The organism is Pseudomonas sp. LBUM1653 (assembly GCF_059716115.1).
In genome coordinates this window covers 1,279,497-1,298,431 of record NZ_CP166803.1, presented here as the reverse complement: position 1 = coordinate 1,298,431, position 18,935 = coordinate 1,279,497, and the positions used below count along the sequence as shown (strand labels likewise).

General features: G+C 59.1%; 17 protein-coding genes. 2 read left to right on the top strand and 15 right to left on the bottom strand.

Annotated features, from left to right (window positions below):
* Positions 1-254: 254 nt before the first annotated feature.
* From rnhB to rpsB, 15 genes are all read right to left on the bottom strand, one after another.
* Positions 255-881 (bottom strand): ribonuclease HII, encoded by a 627-nt coding sequence (gene rnhB, locus ACA054_RS05800; protein WP_497690250.1) that lies wholly within the window; start codon positions 879-881, stop codon positions 255-257.
* An 11-nt stretch (positions 882-892) separates the two neighbouring features.
* Complete coding sequence (gene lpxB / locus ACA054_RS05795) at positions 893-2,023, bottom strand: lipid-A-disaccharide synthase (protein ID WP_497688560.1); 1,131 nt, start codon at positions 2,021-2,023, stop codon at positions 893-895.
* 2 nt (positions 2,024-2,025) lie between these two features.
* A complete protein-coding gene (gene lpxA, locus ACA054_RS05790; RefSeq protein ID WP_274077162.1) occupies positions 2,026-2,802 on the bottom strand; it encodes an acyl-ACP--UDP-N-acetylglucosamine O-acyltransferase in 777 nt (258 codons plus the stop codon).
* On the bottom strand, positions 2,799-3,239 hold the full coding sequence (fabZ, locus tag ACA054_RS05785; protein WP_007940511.1) for a 3-hydroxyacyl-ACP dehydratase FabZ: 441 nt from the start codon (positions 3,237-3,239) through the stop codon (positions 2,799-2,801). Before fabZ ends, lpxA begins: the two co-directional genes overlap by 4 nt.
* Before the next feature lie 108 nt (positions 3,240-3,347).
* A complete protein-coding gene (gene lpxD, locus ACA054_RS05780; protein ID WP_497688559.1) occupies positions 3,348-4,403 on the bottom strand; it encodes a UDP-3-O-(3-hydroxymyristoyl)glucosamine N-acyltransferase in 1,056 nt (351 codons plus the stop codon).
* Positions 4,404-4,406: 3 nt separating this feature from the next.
* Entirely contained in the window at positions 4,407-4,910 is a 504-nt protein-coding gene (locus ACA054_RS05775; RefSeq protein WP_008057318.1) for an OmpH/Skp family outer membrane protein, read from the bottom strand.
* A 45-nt stretch (positions 4,911-4,955) separates the two neighbouring features.
* Positions 4,956-7,331, bottom strand: coding sequence for an outer membrane protein assembly factor BamA (bamA, locus tag ACA054_RS05770; RefSeq protein WP_497638204.1), 2,376 nt, complete (start codon positions 7,329-7,331; stop codon positions 4,956-4,958).
* Positions 7,332-7,405: 74 nt separating this feature from the next.
* On the bottom strand, positions 7,406-8,758 hold the full coding sequence (gene rseP, locus ACA054_RS05765; protein WP_497688558.1) for an RIP metalloprotease RseP: 1,353 nt from the start codon (positions 8,756-8,758) through the stop codon (positions 7,406-7,408).
* Positions 8,759-8,823: 65 nt separating this feature from the next.
* The gene (gene ispC / locus ACA054_RS05760) at positions 8,824-10,014 is read right to left on the bottom strand and encodes a 1-deoxy-D-xylulose-5-phosphate reductoisomerase (protein ID WP_497688557.1); all 1,191 of its coding nucleotides are present in this window, start codon (positions 10,012-10,014) and stop codon (positions 8,824-8,826) included.
* Positions 10,011-10,817 carry a phosphatidate cytidylyltransferase gene (locus ACA054_RS05755; protein ID WP_497688556.1) on the bottom strand — a complete coding sequence of 269 codons (807 nt, stop codon included), beginning with the start codon at positions 10,815-10,817 and terminating at the stop codon, positions 10,011-10,013. The genes ispC and ACA054_RS05755 overlap by 4 nt, the downstream gene beginning before the upstream one ends.
* Positions 10,817-11,572, bottom strand: a complete 756-nt coding sequence (uppS, locus tag ACA054_RS05750) for a polyprenyl diphosphate synthase (protein ID WP_046816513.1) — start codon at positions 11,570-11,572, stop codon at positions 10,817-10,819. Before uppS ends, ACA054_RS05755 begins: the two co-directional genes overlap by 1 nt.
* Positions 11,573-11,585: 13 nt before the next feature.
* Entirely contained in the window at positions 11,586-12,143 is a 558-nt protein-coding gene (gene frr, locus ACA054_RS05745; protein WP_497638199.1) for a ribosome recycling factor, read from the bottom strand.
* The gene (pyrH, locus tag ACA054_RS05740; protein WP_003222124.1) at positions 12,140-12,883 is read right to left on the bottom strand and encodes a UMP kinase; all 744 of its coding nucleotides are present in this window, start codon (positions 12,881-12,883) and stop codon (positions 12,140-12,142) included. The genes frr and pyrH overlap by 4 nt, the downstream gene beginning before the upstream one ends.
* Before the next feature lie 211 nt (positions 12,884-13,094).
* A complete protein-coding gene (tsf, locus tag ACA054_RS05735) occupies positions 13,095-13,958 on the bottom strand; it encodes a translation elongation factor Ts (RefSeq protein WP_497688555.1) in 864 nt (287 codons plus the stop codon).
* A 190-nt stretch (positions 13,959-14,148) separates the two neighbouring features.
* On the bottom strand, positions 14,149-14,886 hold the full coding sequence (gene rpsB / locus ACA054_RS05730; protein ID WP_008028964.1) for a 30S ribosomal protein S2: 738 nt from the start codon (positions 14,884-14,886) through the stop codon (positions 14,149-14,151).
* Between the two features lie 372 nt (positions 14,887-15,258).
* On the opposite strand from rpsB, the gene map reads away from it, so the two are divergent.
* Positions 15,259-16,041 carry a type I methionyl aminopeptidase gene (gene map / locus ACA054_RS05725; RefSeq protein ID WP_497688554.1) on the top strand — a complete coding sequence of 261 codons (783 nt, stop codon included), beginning with the start codon at positions 15,259-15,261 and terminating at the stop codon, positions 16,039-16,041.
* A 41-nt stretch (positions 16,042-16,082) separates the two neighbouring features.
* The gene (locus tag ACA054_RS05720; protein WP_497688553.1) at positions 16,083-18,785 is read left to right on the top strand and encodes a [protein-PII] uridylyltransferase; all 2,703 of its coding nucleotides are present in this window, start codon (positions 16,083-16,085) and stop codon (positions 18,783-18,785) included.
* The last annotated feature ends 150 nt before the right edge of the window (positions 18,786-18,935 follow it).

Here is an 18,935-nt window from a genome sequence, read left to right as displayed (position 1 = left end):
CAACTAGTTTCCCCGCCGCGTTGTCGCCTTAAAGCGGGCCAGGCAAGGCGCAGGCCGCTGGGAATGGTTGTTCCCTTTCCAAGGCCTGCAACGCAGCCTGGCCCGCTTTAAGGCACAACCCGAAGGGCCGGGCCTGCTGTTGTGCAGGGCTGCGTTGCTCGAAGCTTATTTGGAATGACCAAACTACGCTTCTCGCGCCTTGCCCTGCACAACAGCAGACCCGGCGCGGCGGGGAAACTAGTTGAGAACGCCCCCTAACTCTCGATCAGGCTTTCCCGAGCCTCATACGCCAGCCGTACCGGGGCGAACGAGCGCCGGTGAATCGGGGTCGGGCCCAAGCGCGCCAGTGCTTCCAGATGAACGGGCGTCGGGTAGCCTTTGTGGCCGCCGATGCCGTAACCCGGATAGATCAATTCGAAAGCAGACATTTCACGATCACGGCTGACCTTGGCCAGAATCGACGCTGCCGCGATGGCGGGGACCTTGCTATCGCCTTTAACCACCGCTTCGGCGCGCATCGGCAATTTCGGACAACGGTTGCCGTCGATCATCGCCAGTTTCGGCTGGATGTGCAGCCCGGATATCGCGCGCTGCATTGCCAGCATGGTGGCGTGCAGGATATTCAGCTCATCGATCTCTTCGACTTCCGCGCGGGCAATGCACCAGCTCAGGGCTTTTTCGCAGATTTCGTCGTAGAGCTTTTCGCGGCGGGCCTCGGTGAGCTTCTTCGAGTCGTTCAGGCCCAGGATCGGGCGGTTCGGATCAAGAATCACCGCAGCCGTGACCACCGCGCCACAGAGCGGTCCGCGACCGACTTCATCGACTCCGGCTACCAATTCTTCAACCTCCGCGACCAAGGTGAAATCCAGCCCCATCTGCATGCTTTTTTTACTCATTTTACCGGGTCTATCAGGTTCAGCACTGCATCCGCAGCCTGGTTGGAGGCATCCAGACGAAGGGTCCGGTGAATTTCATCAAAACCGCGGGTTTGCTCTTCGCCACCCTCGATCAGCGGCGACAAGGTTTGGGCCAGCGCTTCGACCGTCGCATCGTCCTGCAACAACTCAGGCACCAACAGGCGTTGGGCCAGCAGGTTTGGCAAGGATACGTAGGGGCTTTTCACCATGCGCTTGAGAATCCAGAACGTCAGCGGTGCCAGGCGATAGGCAACTACCATCGGCCGCTTGTACAACAAGGCTTCCAGCGTTGCTGTACCGGAGGCAATCAGCACGGCGTTGCATGCCGCCAAAGCCAGATGGGACTTGCCGTCGAGCAAGGTCAGCGGCAAATCGCGACCGGCCAACAGTTCTTCAAGCTGTGCCCGACGCTGTGGGTTGGCACAAGGCACTACAAACCGCACACCGGGGCGCAGTGCCCGTAGGCGTTGGGCCGTATCGAGAAACAATGCACCGAGACGGCCGACTTCGCCGCCACGACTGCCGGGCATCAGCGCAACCAACGGCCCGTCCGGCAATCCCAGTTCGGCCCGCGCAGCAGCGCGGTCGGCTTCCAGCGGAATGGCATCGGCCAAGGTGTGCCCGACAAACCGCACAGGCACCCCCTTCTCTTCGTAGAATTTCGCTTCGAACGGGAACAGCGTGAGCATCAGGTCGCAACCTTCGCGAATCTTCAGCACGCGCTTCTGCCGCCAGGCCCAGACCGACGGGCTGACGTAATGCACGGTCTTGATCCCGGCCTGACGCAGCTTGAGTTCGATATTGAGGTTGAAGTCCGGGGCGTCGATACCGATGAACACGTCCGGCTTCGCGGCGATCAGGTCGGCCACCAGCTTTTTGCGGCGCGCCAGTAATTCACGCAAACGGCCCAGTACTTCCACCAGGCCCATGACCGACAGGCGCTCCATGGGAAAATAAGACGACAGGCCTTCAGCCTGCATCAATGGGCCGCCGACACCGATGAACTCGACCGCCGGATCGCGCGCCTTGAGCGCGCGCATCAGACCCGCGCCCAGAATGTCGCCGGAAGCCTCGCCCGCCACCAGCGCTATACGCAGATTGGCCATGATTAGCGGGTGATGCCGCGGGTCGAGGACTGTATGGAATCGCGGAACACCGCCACTTCCGGGAACTGGGCAGAGGATTCGGCCAATTCGGCGAGCGCTTGCTCAACCGTCAGGCCCTGGCGATAGACCACCTTGTAGGCACGACGCAGGGCGTGAATCGCGTCTTCGCTGAAACCGCGACGGCGCATGCCTTCGAAGTTCATGCTGCGGGCTTCGGCCGGGTTGCCGAACACCGTGACATAGGCCGGGACGTCTTTGCCAATGGCGGTCCCCATGCCGGAAAAGCTGTGGGCACCGATGTGGCAATACTGGTGAACCAGGGTAAAACCGGACAGGATCGCCCAGTCTTCCACATGCACATGGCCGGCCAAGGCGGTGTTGTTGACCAGGATGCAGTGGTTGCCGATGACGCTGTCGTGACCGATGTGGGCGTAGGCCATGATCAGGTTGTGATCGCCCAGGGTCGTTTCCGAACGGTCCTGAATGGTCCCACGGTGAATCGTCACGCCTTCACGGATGACATTGTGGTCACCCATCACCAGGCGGGTTTCCTCGCCTTTGTATTTCAGATCGGGCGTGTCCTCACCTACCGAGGAAAACTGGTAGATACGGTTGTGCTTACCGATTCGGGTCGGGCCCTTGAGAATCACATGCGGCCCGATCACGGTCCCCTCGCCGATTTCCACACCTGCGCCGATGATCGACCACGGGCCGACCTCGACACCGTCAGCCAGAACGGCCGTCGGATCGATGATTGCGCGAGGGTCGATCAAACTCATAGTTTGCGTTCCGCGCAGATGATTTCAGCGGAGCAGACCGGCTTGCCATCGACCGAAGCCTGGCACTCGAACTTCCAGATCTGACGCTTGCAGCTGATGAACTTGGCTTCAAGGATCAGCTGATCGCCCGGCAGTACAGGCTGGCGGAAGCGCAGCTTGTCGGAGCCGACGAAGTAATAAAGGGTGCCATCGGCCGGTTTCACGTCGAGCATTTTGAAACCAAGGATCCCGGCAGCCTGAGCCATCGCTTCGATGATCAGTACGCCCGGCATGATTGGATGCGCAGGAAAGTGACCATTGAAGAACGGTTCGTTGATGCTGACATTCTTGTAGGCGCGAATGCGCTTGCCTTCCACATCCAGATCCACGACCCGGTCCACCAGCAGGAACGGGTAACGGTGAGGCAGGTATTCGCGAATCTCGTTGATGTCCATCATTTCGGGGGGAAGCCTATGTAAAGATTGGGAGCGCGCGACTGACGCACACTCCGCTAGCAAATCAAGGACGCAGTCTAGCGGCTGTGCACACTTGATATGGAAATGGTATCAGCCATCTGATGAAGCATTACCGCCAGGGGTCACTTCCCCTGTTTGCTTTTCCAGCTGTCGCAGACGCCGCGCGATGTCATCGAGCTGACGGATACGTGCCGCGCTTTTGCGCCATTCGGCGGCTGGCTGCATCGCCGTACCGGAGGAATAGGCACCCGGCTCGGAGATCGAGTGGGTCACCATGGTCATCCCGGTGATGAAAACGTTATCGCAAATATCGATATGCCCCACCAGCCCTACGCCACCGGCGAGCATGCAATGCTTGCCGATCTTGGTGCTGCCTGAAATGCCCACGCACGCCGCCATGGCGGTGTGATCACCGACCTGGACGTTGTGGGCGATCTGAATCTGGTTGTCGAGCTTCACGCCGTTACCAATGATGGTATCAGCCAGCGCACCGCGGTCGATGGCGGTGTTAACGCCAATCTCCACGTCGTCGCCGACCAGCACACCACCGATCTGGGCGATTTTCTGCCAAATGCCTTTCTCGTTGGCAAAGCCGAAGCCTTCACCACCGAGCACGGCACCGGATTGAATCACCACCCGCTTGCCGACGCGCACGTCGTGATACAGCGTGACGCGCGGTGCAAGCCAGCCACCCTCGCCAACAACGCTACGGGCGCCGATGAAGCAGTGCGCACCCACGGTCGTACCGGCAGCAATATGCGCCCCGCTTTCGATGACCGCAAATGCACCGATACTCGCAGCTGGATCGACTACCGCATCCGCTGCAATCACCGCCGTCGGATGAACCCCGGCTGCCGCCTTGGGCTTGGGATCGAACAGGTGGGAAATACGCGCGTAAGCTGCATAAGGATCAGGCACCACCAGCGCATCCCCGGCAAAACCTTCGGCATCAGCGGCTTTGAGCAACAACGCTGCCGCCTGACTGCCTGCCAGGTATTTCCGGTATTGGGGGTTTGCGAGAAAGCTCAACTGAGCTGGGCCAGCCTCCTGCAAGGTGGCTAGCCCAGTAATTGCTTTCTCCGGGTCACCACGTAGCGTGGCGCCGAGGAACTCGGCCAACTGGCCGAGCTTAATGGTCACGGTCATGGATTACTTCAGCTGATTCATGCGCTCGATAACCTGGCGCGTGATGTCGTACTGAGGCTTGACATCAATCACTGCACCACGCTCGAAGACCAGGTCAAAAGCACCTTTCTTGATGACTTCTTCCACAGCGCTGTCCAGTTTCGGCTTGAGCTGCTTCAGCATTTCACGGTCGGCAACGGCTTTGGCTTCGTTCAGCTCCTTGGACTGGAACTGGAAGTCACGAGCCTTTTGCTTGAACTCAAGCTCCAGACGCTCACGCTCGCCTTGCTGCATTTTGTCGCCACCGGCCATCAGGCGATCCTGGATGCCCTTGGCGCTGCTTTCCAGCGTCTTGAGCTTGCTCAACTGAGGACCGAATTTCTTCTCGGCATCCACGGCGTATTTCTTGGCCGCATCGGATTCCAGCAGGGCCATCTGATAGTTCAGAACAGCGATTTTCATGTCGGCAAATGCCGGACCTGCTACCAGTACGGAAGCCAGGAGAACCAATTGAGTCAACTTACGCACGATGCACTCCTACAAAATCCATTGTCGTTATCTTGGGTCAGACGCTTAGAACGTCTGGCCGAGGGAGAATTGGAACACTTGAGTTTCAGCCTCATCCGGTTTCTTGACTGGCACGGCCAACGCAAAACTCAGAGGACCCAGTGCGGTGACCCAGGTCACACCCACACCGACGGAACTGGCCATATTGCTCAGGCTGATGTCGTTGCACTTGGTGTTGGACTTCGAGCCATCGGCGTTCACTGTATCCGAGCACGATGAATCGAATACGTTACCCACATCCCAGAATACTGAAGTGCGCAGGGAACGCTGGTCCTTGACGAACGGCAGAGGGAACAGGACTTCCACACCACCCTGGATCAGCACGTTACCACCGAACGGCAGCGGATCCTGATCCGGGTCGAGCGCAGTGCCAGGGTTCTTGCCGGTACTTGGCGTACTGCGAGGACCCAGGGTGCTGTCCTTGAAGCCACGTACCGAGTTGAAACCACCAGCATAGTAGTTTTCATAGAATGGCAAGCCATCGGTCGAACCGTAACCATCGCCATAACCCAATTCGGTATGCAGGCGCATGGTGTAGTTGTCGCTCAACGGCTGGAACAACTGGCCACGGTAGTCGAGCTTGAAGAACGACAGGTCGCTGCCCGGCGTCGTGGTTTCCAGCACGAGGCTCTGGGAATGGCCACGCGTCGCCAGTACGCCCTTGTTCAAGGTGGACTCGGACCAACCGGCCGAAGCCTTGAAGTTCAGATACTTGTCGCCTTCCTTGTTAACGAAGTCGAAGATTTCGTCAACGGTATACACACCCGTCTTGATCTCGTCCTGCTGGGCCGTCAGGCCGAAGGTCAGGCGCGAAGTCTCGCTGATCGGGTAGCCGACGCTCACGCCTGCACCCAGGCTGTCTACGGCATAGCTGGCAACGTCAACGTCGAGGTCGTCGTAGTCAGTTGTACGATAGAAGGCGTTGTAACCCAGGCTCACGCCATCGGCAGTCCAGTAGGGGTCGACATAACCGAAGTTGTAGCGGCTCTGGTATTCGCTGCGGGTCAAGCCGATGCTGACCTTGTTACCGGTACCGAGGAAGTTGTTCTGGGTGATCGAACCACCGAGGATCAGGCCCGCGCTCTGGGCGAAACCGACGCTGGCGGTAATCGAACCGGACGCCTGCTCTTCAACGCTGTAGTTGACGTCTACCTGGTCATCGACACCCGGTACGGCCGGGGTTTCAACGTTGACTTCCTTGAAGAAGCCCAGGCGCTCCAGACGGGTCTTGGATTGGTCGATCAGGTAAGTCGACGCCCAGCCACCTTCCATCTGACGCATTTCACGACGCAGCACTTCGTCTTCCGACTTGGTGTTGCCACGGAAGTTGATGCGGTTCACGTAGGCACGCTTGCCCGGGTCGACAGCGAAGGTGATGTCTACCGTGTGGTCGTCATCGTGAGGCTGAGGCACGCCGTTGACGTTGGCAAATGTATAACCCTCGTTACCCAGGCGACGGGTGATCAGCTCGGACGTGGTGGTCATCAGTTTGCGCGAGAATACCTGGCCTTTCTGCACCAGCAGCAGGGACTTGACCTGGTCTTCAGGGACTTTCAGGTCACCACTGAGCTTCACGTCACGAACGGTGTACTTGTCACCTTCGTTGATGTTGACGGTGATGTAGACGTGCTTCTTGTCAGGCGTGATGGACACCTGGGTCGAAGCGATATCCATGTTGATGTAGCCGCGGTCCAGGTAGTAGGAACGCAGGCGCTCCAGGTCACCGGAGAGTTTTTCACGGGCGTACTTGTCATCGTTCTTGAAGAACGACAGCCAGTTGGTGGTCTTGAGTTCGAACAGGTCGATCAGGTCTTCATCAGGGAAGACCGTGTTGCCTACCACGTTGATGTGCTGGATAGCCGCAACGGTGCCTTCGTTGATGTTGACCTTCAAGCCGACTCGGTTGCGCGGCTGAGGCACCACTTCGGTGTCGACGGTAGCCGAATAGCGACCCTGGGCGACGTACTGGCGCTGCAGTTCGTTACGCACGCCTTCGAGAGTGGCGCGCTGGAAGATCTCGCCTTCGGCCAGACCGGACTGCTTGAGGCCCTTCATCAGGTCTTCGGTGGAGATCGCCTTGTTGCCTTCGATCTCGATACTGGCAACCGACGGACGTTCGACTACCGTGATGACCAGGACGTTGCCATCGCGGCCCAGCTGGATATCTTGAAAGAACCCGGTTTTGAACAGCGCACGAGTGGATTCCACCAGGCGTCGATCATCCGCCTGTTCACCGACGTTCAACGGCAAAGCACCAAAGACGCTACCCGCGGAGACCCGCTGGAGGCCATTGACGCGAATATCAGAGATAGTGAAGGACTCGGCGTGAACTTCGGCGATCATCAATACGGTGAGAACCGCAGTTAGCAGCAGACGTTTCATGAAGTCCTTTCTTATTCCAACTGGCAATAAACAAACTGCCGCAAAATGCGGCAGATTCGCAATTCAGCGAAGCGTTACAGTCGACCCAGATCATTGACCAGAGCAAGTAACATCACCCCAATCACCAAACTGATGCCGATCTGTATCCCCCAACCTTGCACCCGATCCGACAAGGGACGACCACGCGCCGCCTCGATCAGATAAAACAACAAATGCCCCCCATCCAGCACAGGAATGGGCAGCAAATTCAGAACCCCCAGGCTAATACTCAGATAAGCAAGGAAATTCAGGAAATCAGCGACGCCCGACTGGGCCGAAGCGCCCGCCACTTTAGCAATGGTTATCGGTCCACTCAAGTTTTTTACCGAGAGCTCGCCGAACAACATTTTCTTCAGCGAATCGAGGGTCAGCACGCTCATGGTCCAGGTGCGTCGAGCCCCTTCCCCCACGGCTGCCAACGGCCCGTAGCTGACTTCGCGAATCATCTCTGGTGGCCAATCGACCGCTTTTACCCCCGCCCCCAAGTAACCAGTAGGCGCCTTGCTTTCGCCACGGGCGGCCAACATGACAGGGACGTCGATTTGAGCACCGTCACGCTCGACCCGCAGCATGATTTTGCTATCAGGACGCATACGGACGGTATCAACGACCTGCTGCCAGTCATCCACCGCCTTACCATCGAGTGCCAACAGCCGGTCACCGGTCTTCAGGCCAGCAGCCTTGGCCGGGCCTTTGGAATCCAGTTCAGCCAGCACGGGTGGCAATGCCGGGCGCCAAGGTCGAATACCCAGGGAACGAATCGGATCCGGCTCATCAGCGCCCTTGAGCCACTTGTCCAACACCAGCTCACGGGGCGAATCCACCGTGGTTCCCTGCTCTCGAACCAGCAGCTGCAGGGAACCGCTTTCACCCAGGCGACGGACCAGTTGCAGATTGACCGCAGCCCAGCCGGAAGTGGGTTCGCCGTCGATGGCAATGATTTCCTGGCCTGCATTCAGGCCCGCCTTGGCGGCAAGGCTGCCAGACTCGACAGCGCCGATGACCGGGCGGACCTGCTCGGTGCCGAGCATCGCCAACGCCCAGAAAAACACCATCGCCAACAAAAAGTTGGCAATCGGCCCTGCCGCCACGATCGCAATGCGCTGGCGCACGGATTTACGGTTGAAGGATTGATCGAGCTGATCGGCCGGTACGTCACCTTCACGCTCGTCGAGCATTTTCACGTAGCCACCCAGCGGAATGGCGGCCACCACGAATTCAGTACCCTGTTTGTCGTGCCAGCGCAGCAGCGGCATGCCGAAGCCCACGGAGAAACGCAGCACCTTGACCCCACAGCGACGCGCGACCCAGAAATGGCCGAACTCGTGGAAGGTAACCAGCACACCCAAAGCGACCAGGGTGCCGACAATCATATAGAGCGCGCTCATCTATTTTCTCCGCATTCCTATCTAGGCCTGCATCCAGTCCTGAATGGGCCAGCGCATTGCAACACTTACCGCCCGTGACGACTCAACCATTGCTCAGCCAGCACACGCGCCTTGGTGTCCGCCGTGAACACCGCCTCAAGATCATTCACTACAACCACCGGCTCGAGATTGAGTACTTCCTCGATGATACTCGCGATTTCCAGGTAACGAACCCGTCCGTCGAGAAAGGCCGCGACAGCGACTTCATTTGCCGCATTCAACATCGCCGGAGCGCTATTGCCCGCCTCGGCTGCCTGACGGGCCAGGCGCAGGCACGGGAATCGATCTTCATCCGGCGCCTGGAAGTCCAGGCGCGCGACGGCAAACAGGTCCAGCGGCGGCACGCCTGAGTCAATTCGCTCTGGCCAGGCCAGCGCATTGGCAATCGGCGTACGCATGTCCGGATTACCCAACTGGGCCAATACCGAACCATCGATGTAGTCGACCAGCGAATGAATCACACTTTGCGGGTGAATCACCACTTCAACCTGGGACGGCTTGGCATCGAACAGCCAGCAGGCCTCGATCAATTCAAGCCCTTTATTCATCATGCTGGCCGAATCGACCGAGATCTTGCGCCCCATGGACCAATTAGGGTGGGCACAGGCCTGCTCGGGTGAAACATGCGCCAGCTCAGCCAGGGGTGTCTGCCGGAACGGACCGCCAGAGGCGGTCAGCAGGATCCGGCGCACGCCCACCGCATCCAGGCCGCGGGCAAAATCCCGGGGCATGCACTGGAAAATCGCGTTGTGCTCACTGTCGATCGGCAGCAAGACCGACCCGCTTTTGCGCACGGCCTGCATGAACAATGCGCCGGACATGACCAGCGCTTCCTTGTTGGCCAGGAGGATCTTCTTGCCAGCCTCGACGGCCGCCAGGGTCGGGCGCAAGCCCGCCGCACCGACGATGGCCGCCATTACCGCATCGACTTCAGGGTCGGCAGCAACCTGACACAACCCCTCCTCCCCGACCAGAACGCGAGTCGAAAGACCTGCGGCGTGCAGATCATCCTGCAAGCCTCTGGCAGCCGAGGTTTCAGGCACCACGGCAAACCGCGGAGCGTGACGTACGCACAGCGCCAGCAGCTCGCTCAGGCGGCTGAAACCGCTCAAGGCGAAGACTTGATAGCGCTCAGGGTGGCGGGCGATGACATCCAGGGTGCTCAAGCCGATCGAGCCCGTGGCCCCCAGGACGGTAATCTGCTGAGGGCGGCTCACGGTGCAGCCATCCACAACAGCACCGCAAACAGCGGAATCGCCGCGGTCAGGCTGTCGATGCGATCCAGCACGCCGCCATGCCCCGGCAGCAGATTGCTGCTGTCCTTGATCCCGGACTGGCGCTTGAACATGCTTTCGGTGAGATCCCCCACCACCGAGACGAACACGATCAGCGCAGCGCCGATCAACCCCTTGAACAATTGCGCCACTGTCCAGTCACGCACCAGGGCAACCAGGGTGGTGATCACCAGGCTCAAGGCCAGGCCGCCGTACACGCCTTCCCAGCTTTTGCCAGGACTGACCTGCGGCGCCAGCTTGCGCTTGCCGAACGCACGTCCGGAGAAATAAGCACCGATATCGGCGCCCCAGACCAGCACCATTACCGCCATGATCAGCCAGTTGCCCAGCGGGTACTGCTTGATCTGTACCAGGCCTTGCCAGGCCGGCAACAGGATCAACAGGCCGATCACCAGCTTGCAGGCGGCGCTCGCCCAATACTCGCTGGAGCGCGGGTAGGTCAGCACCAGATAGGTCGCCAGCGCCCACCAGAGCACCGAAGCACCCAGCACCCATGGCGCGAGGCCAGGCAGGATGTACATGACGAACAGCATCAAGGCGACGACGGCGGCATAACCCACACGAAACACTTGAGCGGTGAAACCGGCCAGGCGCGCCCATTCCCAGGCGCCCAGGGTCACGACCAGGCCGATAAACAGCGCAAAGGCGAAACCTTCCAGCAGAAAAAACCCACACAGGGCAATCGGCAGCAGGATCAGCGCGGTGATGATTCGTTGTTTAAGCATTAAACCCGGGCTCCAGCCTCGACCTGCTCGCTCGTTTTACCGAAGCGGCGCTGGCGAGATGCGAAATCGGCCAGCGCGTTGCGCATGGCGTCGTGTTTGAAGTCCGGCCAGAACAGGTCGGAGAAGTACAACTCGGCGTAGGCCAGCTGCCACAGCAGGAAGTTGCTGATGCGATGTTCGCCACCGGTACGGATGCACAAGTCCGGCAACGGCAGATCGCCGGTGGCCAGACAGGTTTGCAGCAGTTCCGGGGTGATGTCTTCCGGCCGCAGATGACCGGCTTGGACTTCACGCGCCAGGCGCTGTGCGGCTTGTGCGATATCCCACTGACCGCCGTAGTTGGCGGCAATCTGCAGGACAAAGCGATTGGCGCCGGCCGTCATGGCCTCGGCCTCACGCATGGCAGCCTGGAGTTCCGGGTGGAAGCGCGAACGGTCGCCAATGATGCGCAAGCTGATGTTGTTGTCGTTGAGGCGCTTGGCCTCTCGACGCAATGCCTTGAAGAACAGGTCCATCAAGGCACTGACTTCGTCGGCAGGACGCTGCCAGTTCTCGCTGGAGAACGCGAACAGGGTCAACACCTCCACCTTGGCTTCGGCACACACCTCGATGACCGCCCGAACCGCATCCACACCCGCTTTATGCCCGGCGACACCCGGCATAAAGCGTTTTTTCGCCCAGCGATTATTACCATCCATGATGATCGCGACATGGCGCGGCACCGCGGAAGGTGCAACCTGCTTGGTCTTTTCCATGAAAACGCGACCCTTATACGGCCATCAGGTCTTTTTCTTTCTGCGCCAGGTTCGCGTCGATTTGAGCCACGTACTTCTTGGTCAGATCATCGATTTCGCCGGTTGCGCGACGCTCTTCGTCTTCGCTGATTTCCTTTTCCTTGACCAGATCCTTCAGCGAGCTGTTGGCGTCACGACGGATGTTGCGCACGGCAACACGGGCATCTTCAGCCACGTCACGCGCCTGCTTGGTGAAGCCCTTGCGGGTTTCCTCGGTCAGGGCCGGCATGGAGATCAGCAGCAACTCACCCAGGTTGGTCGGGTTGAGGTTCAGACCCGCACTGCCGATGGCCTTGTCGACGGCGCCCAGCATGTTGCGCTCAAAGGCAACGACTTGCAGGGTACGGGCGTCCTTGACGGTGATGTTCGCCACTTGCTTGATCGGGGTATCGGCGCCGTAGTACGGAACCATCACACCTTCCAGGATGCTTGGATGCGCCTGGCCGGTACGGATACGACCGAAGTTGTGCGTCAGCGATTCCACGGACTTCTGCATGCGCTCTTGAGCGTCTTTCTTGATTTCGTTGATCATTGTTGGCCTTCCTCGATCAGAGTCCCTTCAGCGCCACCATGCACGATATTCAGCAGGGCGCCGGGCTTGTTCATGTTAAATACGCGCAGCGGCATCTTGTGGTCGCGGCACAGGCAAATGGCCGTCAGATCCATCACGCCCAGCTTGCGATCCAGTACTTCATCGTAGGTCAGATGATCGAACTTCTCGGCATGCGGGTCTTTGAATGGGTCAGCGGTGTAGACGCCATCGACCTTGGTTGCCTTGAGCACGACATCGGCGTCGATTTCGATTGCACGCAGGCAAGCGGCCGAATCCGTGGTGAAGAACGGGTTGCCGGTGCCGGCCGCGAAGATCACCACGTCCTTGGAGTTCAGGTGGCGCATGGCCTTGCGGCGATCGTAGTGATCGGTCACGCCAACCATGGAAATGGCCGACATCACGATGGCCGAGATATTGGCACGTTCCAGCGCGTCGCGCATGGCCAGGGCGTTCATCACAGTGGCCAGCATGCCCATGTGGTCGCCCGTGACACGGTCCATGCCAGCCTTGCTCAGCGCTTCGCCGCGGAACAGGTTGCCGCCGCCGATCACCAGACCGACCTGGACACCGATGCCGACCAGCTGGCCGACTTCCAGCGCCATGCGATCCAGAACTTTCGGGTCGATCCCGAACTCTTCCGAGCCCATCAGGGCCTCGCCGCTAAGCTTGAGTAGAATGCGTTTATAGCGAGCCTGATAACCACTGCCCTGCTGAGCCATTGCGAATCTCTCCTGCGGCGTATTTTAAAAAATTCTTTGCGAGCTGTTTTCAGCTGGCGTTCACTCTAGCGTGGCGCTGCTTCAGCGCCATCGGAACATGGCTTTGTAAGCCAGTTCCAAACGGAAACCAATAAAAATTGGTAACCCATCTGAAAAGAGGCTGCGCGCGTGAGCGGGCAGCCTCTTCAGGGCGACAGTTTAAAAACCTGTCTTATTGCTTGGCGGCAGCCAGCTGTGCAGCAACTTCTTCAGCGAAGTTGTCAACTGGCTTCTCGATGCCTTCGCCTACCTTGAAGTAGGTGAAGGAAACGATTTCAGCGCCGGCTTTCTTGGCCAGCTCGCCGACCTTGACTTCAGGGTTCTTCACGAACGCCTGCTCAACCAGGCTCGCTTCAGCCAGGAACTTGCTGATACGGCCTTTGACCATGTTTTCAACAATGTTTTCTGGCTTGCCGGCGATCTTGTCAGCGTTGAGGGTCAGGAACACGCCTTTCTCGCGCTCGATCGCTTCAGCGGAAACTTCCGATGGCAGCAGGAATTCAGGGTTGGTAGCCGCTACGTGCATAGCGATGTCTTTGGCCAGCTCAACGTCGCCGCCCTTCAGAACAACCGCAACACCAATCTTGTTGCCGTGCAGGTAGCCACCGACAACATCACCTTCAACGCGTGTCAGGCGACGGATGTTGACGTTTTCGCCAACCTTGCCGACCAGAACCAGGCGATCGGTTTCTTGAGCTTCGATCAGCGGAGCGACATCAGTCAGTTTGTCAGCAAACGCTTTATCAACGCTGGCAGCAACAAATGCCTTGAAGTCGTCCTGCAGAGCCAGGAAGTCGGTCTGCGAGTTCACTTCCAGAAGAACAGCGGATTTACCGTCTTCCCTCAGAGCGATCGCGCCTTCAGCGGCAACGTTGCCCGCTTTCTTGGCAGCCTTGATGGCGCCCGAAGCACGCATGTCATCAATGGCTTGCTCGATGTCGCCGCCAGCCTTGGTCAAGGCCTTTTTGCAGTCCATCATGCCTTCGCCAGTACGCTCGCGCAGTTCTTTGACCAACGCTGCAGTAATCTCTGCCATTTCAAAATTCCTCTTGGATAGGTTATCAACCATTCCACCCGATCGAACGGGCGTTCAATTCTTCCCGAACCACCCTTGTTAGCTGCCGCACGTTACAGATAGAGCAGTGGGCGCCGACAAACGGTTTTCGAGGTGGCAAAAAGGGGGCCAAGCCCCCTTTTTGCTTACTGAGTCAACGCCAGGGCGTCAATTACTCAGCTGCAGCTGCCGGAGCTTCTTCAACGAACTGCTCGGTGCCGCCAGCAACGTGGTTGCGACCGCGGATTACAGCGTCAGCCATCGAACCCATGTACAGCTGGATAGCGCGGATTGCGTCATCGTTGCCTGGGATGATGTAGTCAACGCCTTCCGGGCTGCTGTTGGTATCGACTACGCCGATAACCGGGATACCCAGCTTGTTGGCTTCGGTGATCGCGATGCGCTCGTGATCAACGTCGATAACGAACAGAGCGTCTGGCAGACCGCCCATGTCCTTGATACCACCCAGGGAACGATCCAGCTTTTCCAGGTCACGGGAGCGCATCAGCGCTTCTTTCTTGGTCAGCTTGGCGAAAGTACCGTCTTCGGCTTGTACTTCAAGGTCACGCAGACGCTTGATGGAAGCACGGATGGTCTTGAAGTTGGTCAGCATGCCGCCCAACCAGCGGTGATCGACGTACGGCGAACCGCAACGTGCTGCTTCTTCAGCAACGATCTTGCCAGCGGAACGCTTGGTGCCGACGAACAGAATCTTGTTTTTGCCCTGGGCCAGGCGCTCTACGAAAGTCAGAGCTTCGTTGAACATTGGCAGGGTTTTTTCAAGGTTGATGATGTGGATCTTGTTACGCGCGCCGAAAATGTATTTACCCATTTTCGGGTTCCAGTAACGGGTCTGGTGACCGAAGTGCACACCGGCCTTCAGCATATCGCGCATGTTGACTTGGGACATGATAGTTCCTTAATAAGTCGGGTTTGGCCTCCACGTATCCCAATGACCAACCACCAGCATTTCGCTTGCGGCACCCAGGTCATCGTGTCGACACGTGTGTGGATTTAGGCTTTTCGGGGCATCCCCGGAAAGCGGCGCATTTTATATCACAAGGTAGGAAAAAACGGAACCCGGATTCTGAAATCGAGGCAAACGCACAACGCCATCCCTTGGAATCCGCCCAGAATGCACCATTCTATAGAGAGAAGCGATGCACAGAGCCGCGGATTTGCGCTGATCGTCTGTTAGAATCGCATTTTTCAGGGCTGCGAAGATCGATCGCGCAACGCCCTTTTCGTCAAGAAAGCGCCATCGAGCGCAGAGAGAGCCTGTATGACCGTCACCCTCAAAACCCCCGAGGACATCGCAAAAATGCGCGTCGCCGGCAAACTGGCCGCCGATGTGCTGGAAATGATTGCCGAATATGTCAAGCCGGGCGTCACCACCGATCAACTGAACCAGATCTGTCATGACTATATCGTCAACGAACAGAAGGCCATCCCTGCCCCGCTGAACTACAAGGGCTATCCGAAGTCGATCTGCACCTCGATCAACCATGTGGTCTGCCACGGCATCCCGAACGACAAGCCGCTCAAGGATGGCGACACCCTGAACATCGACGTTACCGTCATCAAGGACGGCTACCACGGTGACACCAGCCGCATGTTCCACGTCGGCAGCGTGCCGGTCTGGGCCGAGCGCCTGTCGCAAGTGACTCAGGAATGCATGTACAAGGCGATTGAAATCGTCAAACCCGGCTGCCGCCTGGGCGACATCGGTGAAATCATCCAGAAACACGCCGAGAAAAACGGTTTTTCGGTGGTTCGCGAGTTCTGCGGCCACGGCATCGGCAAGGTGTTCCATGAAGAGCCGCAGATCCTGCACTACGGCCGTGCCGGCACCGGTATGGAACTGAAAGCCGGCATGACCTTCACCATCGAGCCGATGATCAACCAGGGCCGCGCCGACACCAAGGTACTGGGCGATGGCTGGACCGCGATCACCAAGGACCGCAAGCTGTCGGCCCAGTGGGAGCACACCCTGCTGGTGACCGACACCGGTTACGAGATCTTCACCCTGCGCGCCGATGACACCATCCCCCGCGTTTCGGCCTGATCCAGTCACCGTACCCAGCCTATAGAAAGGAAAGCCAATCAATGCCGCAGGTGGATCCCGAACTCTTCGATCGCGGCCAGTTCCAGGCTGAACTGGCCCTGAAGGCCAGCCCGATCGCGGCCTTCAAAAAGGCGATCCGCCAGGCTCGCGAAGTGCTCGACGGACGCTTTCGCAGCGGCCGGGACATTCGCCGATTGATCGAGGATCGTGCCTGGTTCGTAGATAACATCCTGCAAAAGGCCTGGGAGCAATTCAACTGGAGCGAGGACGCCGACATTGCGCTGGTCGCGGTCGGCGGCTACGGTCGTGGCGAGTTGCACCCTTACTCCGACATCGACCTGTTGATCCTGCTCGACAGCGCCGACCACGAAGTTTTCCGCGATTCCATCGAGCGTTTCCTGACGCTGCTGTGGGACATCGGCCTGGAAGTCGGCCAGAGTGTTCGCTCGGTCGACGAGTGTGTCGTCGAGGCCCGCGCTGATCTGACGGTTGTCACCAACCTGATGGAAAGCCGCACCATCTGCGGCCCCGAGCGCTTGCGCCAACGCATGCTGGACGTCACCAGCACCGCGCACATGTGGCCGAGCAAGGACTTCTTCCTGGCCAAGCGTGCCGAGCAGAAAGCCCGTCATCACAAGTACAACGACACCGAATACAACCTGGAACCCAACGTCAAGGGCTCGCCCGGCGGCCTGCGGGATATCCAGACGATTCTCTGGGTGGCCCGTCGCGAATACGGCACCCTGAACCTGCGGGCACTGGCCGGCGAAGGTTTCCTGGTCGAAAGCGAAAACGCCTTGCTGGCCTCCTCCCAGGAGTTCCTGTGGAAAGTCCGTTACGCCCTGCACATGCTCGCCGGCCGTTCCGAAGACCGCCTGCTGTTCGACCACCAGCGCACCATTGCCGGGCTGCTGGGATTTGAAGGGGACGACGCCAAGCAAGCGGTCGAGAACTTCATGCAGCAGTATTTCCGCGTGGTCATGAGCATTGCCCAGCTCAGCGACCTGATCATCCAGCACTTCGAGGAAGTCATCCTCGCGCCGGAGGATGCGGCACCGCCGCAGCCGGTCAATTCGCGATTCCAGCTGCACGACGGCTACATCGAGGCGCGTAACGACAATGTGTTCCGCCGCACGCCGTTCGCCATGCTCGAAATCTTCGTGCTGATGGCCCAGCAACCGGAAATCAAGGGTGTGCGCGCCGACACCATTCGTCTGCTGCGCGAGAATCGGCACCTGATCAACGACGACTTCCGCAACGACATTCGCAACACCAGCCTGTTCATCGAGCTGTTCAAATGCAAGATCGGCATCCACCGCAACCTGCGCCGGATGAACCGCTACGGCATTCTCGGGCGTTATCTGCCGGAATTCGGTTTCATCGTCGGGCAGATGCAGCACGACCTGTTCCACATCTATACGGTCGATGCCCACACCCTGAACCTGATCAAGCACCTGCGTAAGTTGCAGTACACGCAGGTCTCGGAAAAATTCCCGCTGGCCAGCAAGCTCATGGCCAAGCTGCCCAAGCCTGAATTGATCTACCTGGCCGGCCTGTACCACGACATCGGCAAGGGCCGGCATGGCGATCACTCGGAAATCGGCGCGGTGGACGCCGAGGCCTTCTGCCAACGCCATCAGTTGCCGGTGTGGGACAGCCGCCTGATCGTCTGGCTGGTACAAAACCATCTGGTGATGTCGACCACGGCCCAGCGCAAGGATTTGTCCGATCCGCAGGTGATCCATGATTTCGCCCAGACAGTGGGCGATGAAACCCGCCTCGACTACCTGTACGTGCTGACGGTCGCCGACATCAACGCCACCAACCCGACACTGTGGAACTCCTGGCGGGCCAGCCTGCTGCGCCAGCTCTACACCGAAACCAAGCGCGCCCTGCGTCGCGGACTGGAAAACCCGGTGGACCGCGAAGAACAGATCCGCCAGACCCAGAGCGCCGCGCTGGACATCCTGGTGCGCGGTGGCACCGATCCGGACGACGTCGAGCAACTGTGGGCGCAGTTGGGGGATGACTATTTCCTGCGCCATACCGCCGGCGACGTCGCCTGGCACAGCGATGCGATCCTCCAGCAGCCGGCCGACGGCGGGCCGTTGGTGCTGATCAAGGAAACCACCCAACGCGAGTTCGAGGGCGGCACGCAGATCTTCATCTACGCACCGGACCAGCACGATTTCTTCGCCGTGACCGTGGCCGCGATGGACCAGCTCAACCTGAACATCCATGACGCCCGGGTCATCACCTCCAGTAGCCAGTTCACCCTCGACACCTACATCGTGCTCGACACCGACGGCGACTCGATCGGCGATAATCCGGCGCGGGTCAAGCAGATCCGTGACGGTCTGGCCGAAGCCCTGCGCAATCCGGACGATTACCCGACGATCATCCAGCGTCGAGTGCCGCGCCAGCTCAAGCATTTCGCCTTTGCGCCACAGGTGACGATCCACAACGACGCCCAGCGTCCGGTGACCGTACTGGAACTGACCGCTCCTGACCGCCCTGGCCTGCTGGCGCGGGTCGGCACGATCTTCCTGGAGTTCGACCTGTCGCTGCAGAACGCCAAGATCGCCACCCTCGGCGAGCGGGTGGAAGACGTGTTCTTCATCACCGACGCGAACAACCAACCGTTGTCCGACCCCTTGCTGTGCAGTCGTTTGCAGGATGCAATCGTCGAACAATTGAGCGTCAACCAGGAACCCGATATCAAACTGTCGCGCATCAGTATTTGAATAAACAATTTCCCCGAATGGAGCCCGCCCTTGTAGGAGCTGGCTTGCCAGCGATGGACTCAAAAGCGCCGCGCTTATCCGGTAAGCACGCGTTATCGTTAACGACCATCGCTGGCAAGCCAGCTCCTACAAAAGGCCGGTAGCCGCCAC

Bases quoted from the DNA above. Each gene is read 5' to 3' on its own strand.
- rnhB (WP_497690250.1), bottom strand. From the start codon at position 881: ATGCAGATGGGGCTGGATTTCACCTTGGTCGCGGAGGTTGAAGAATTG.
- lpxB (WP_497688560.1), bottom strand. From the start codon at position 2,023: ATGGCCAATCTGCGTATAGCGCTGGTGGCGGGCGAGGCTTCCGGCGAC.
- lpxA (WP_274077162.1), bottom strand. From the start codon at position 2,802: ATGAGTTTGATCGACCCTCGCGCAATCATCGATCCGACGGCCGTTCTG.
- fabZ (WP_007940511.1), bottom strand. From the start codon at position 3,239: ATGATGGACATCAACGAGATTCGCGAATACCTGCCTCACCGTTACCCG.
- lpxD (WP_497688559.1), bottom strand. From the start codon at position 4,403: ATGACCGTGACCATTAAGCTCGGCCAGTTGGCCGAGTTCCTCGGCGCC.
- bamA (WP_497638204.1), bottom strand. From the start codon at position 7,331: ATGAAACGTCTGCTGCTAACTGCGGTTCTCACCGTATTGATGATCGCC.
- rseP (WP_497688558.1), bottom strand. From the start codon at position 8,758: ATGAGCGCGCTCTATATGATTGTCGGCACCCTGGTCGCTTTGGGTGTG.
- ACA054_RS05755 (WP_497688556.1), bottom strand. From the start codon at position 10,817: ATGCTTAAACAACGAATCATCACCGCGCTGATCCTGCTGCCGATTGCC.
- uppS (WP_046816513.1), bottom strand. From the start codon at position 11,572: ATGGAAAAGACCAAGCAGGTTGCACCTTCCGCGGTGCCGCGCCATGTC.
- frr (WP_497638199.1), bottom strand. From the start codon at position 12,143: ATGATCAACGAAATCAAGAAAGACGCTCAAGAGCGCATGCAGAAGTCC.
- pyrH (WP_003222124.1), bottom strand. From the start codon at position 12,883: ATGGCTCAGCAGGGCAGTGGTTATCAGGCTCGCTATAAACGCATTCTA.
- tsf (WP_497688555.1), bottom strand. From the start codon at position 13,958: ATGGCAGAGATTACTGCAGCGTTGGTCAAAGAACTGCGCGAGCGTACT.
- rpsB (WP_008028964.1), bottom strand. From the start codon at position 14,886: ATGTCCCAAGTCAACATGCGCGATATGCTGAAGGCCGGTGTGCACTTC.
- map (WP_497688554.1), top strand. From the start codon at position 15,259: ATGACCGTCACCCTCAAAACCCCCGAGGACATCGCAAAAATGCGCGTC.
- ACA054_RS05720 (WP_497688553.1), top strand. From the start codon at position 16,083: ATGCCGCAGGTGGATCCCGAACTCTTCGATCGCGGCCAGTTCCAGGCT.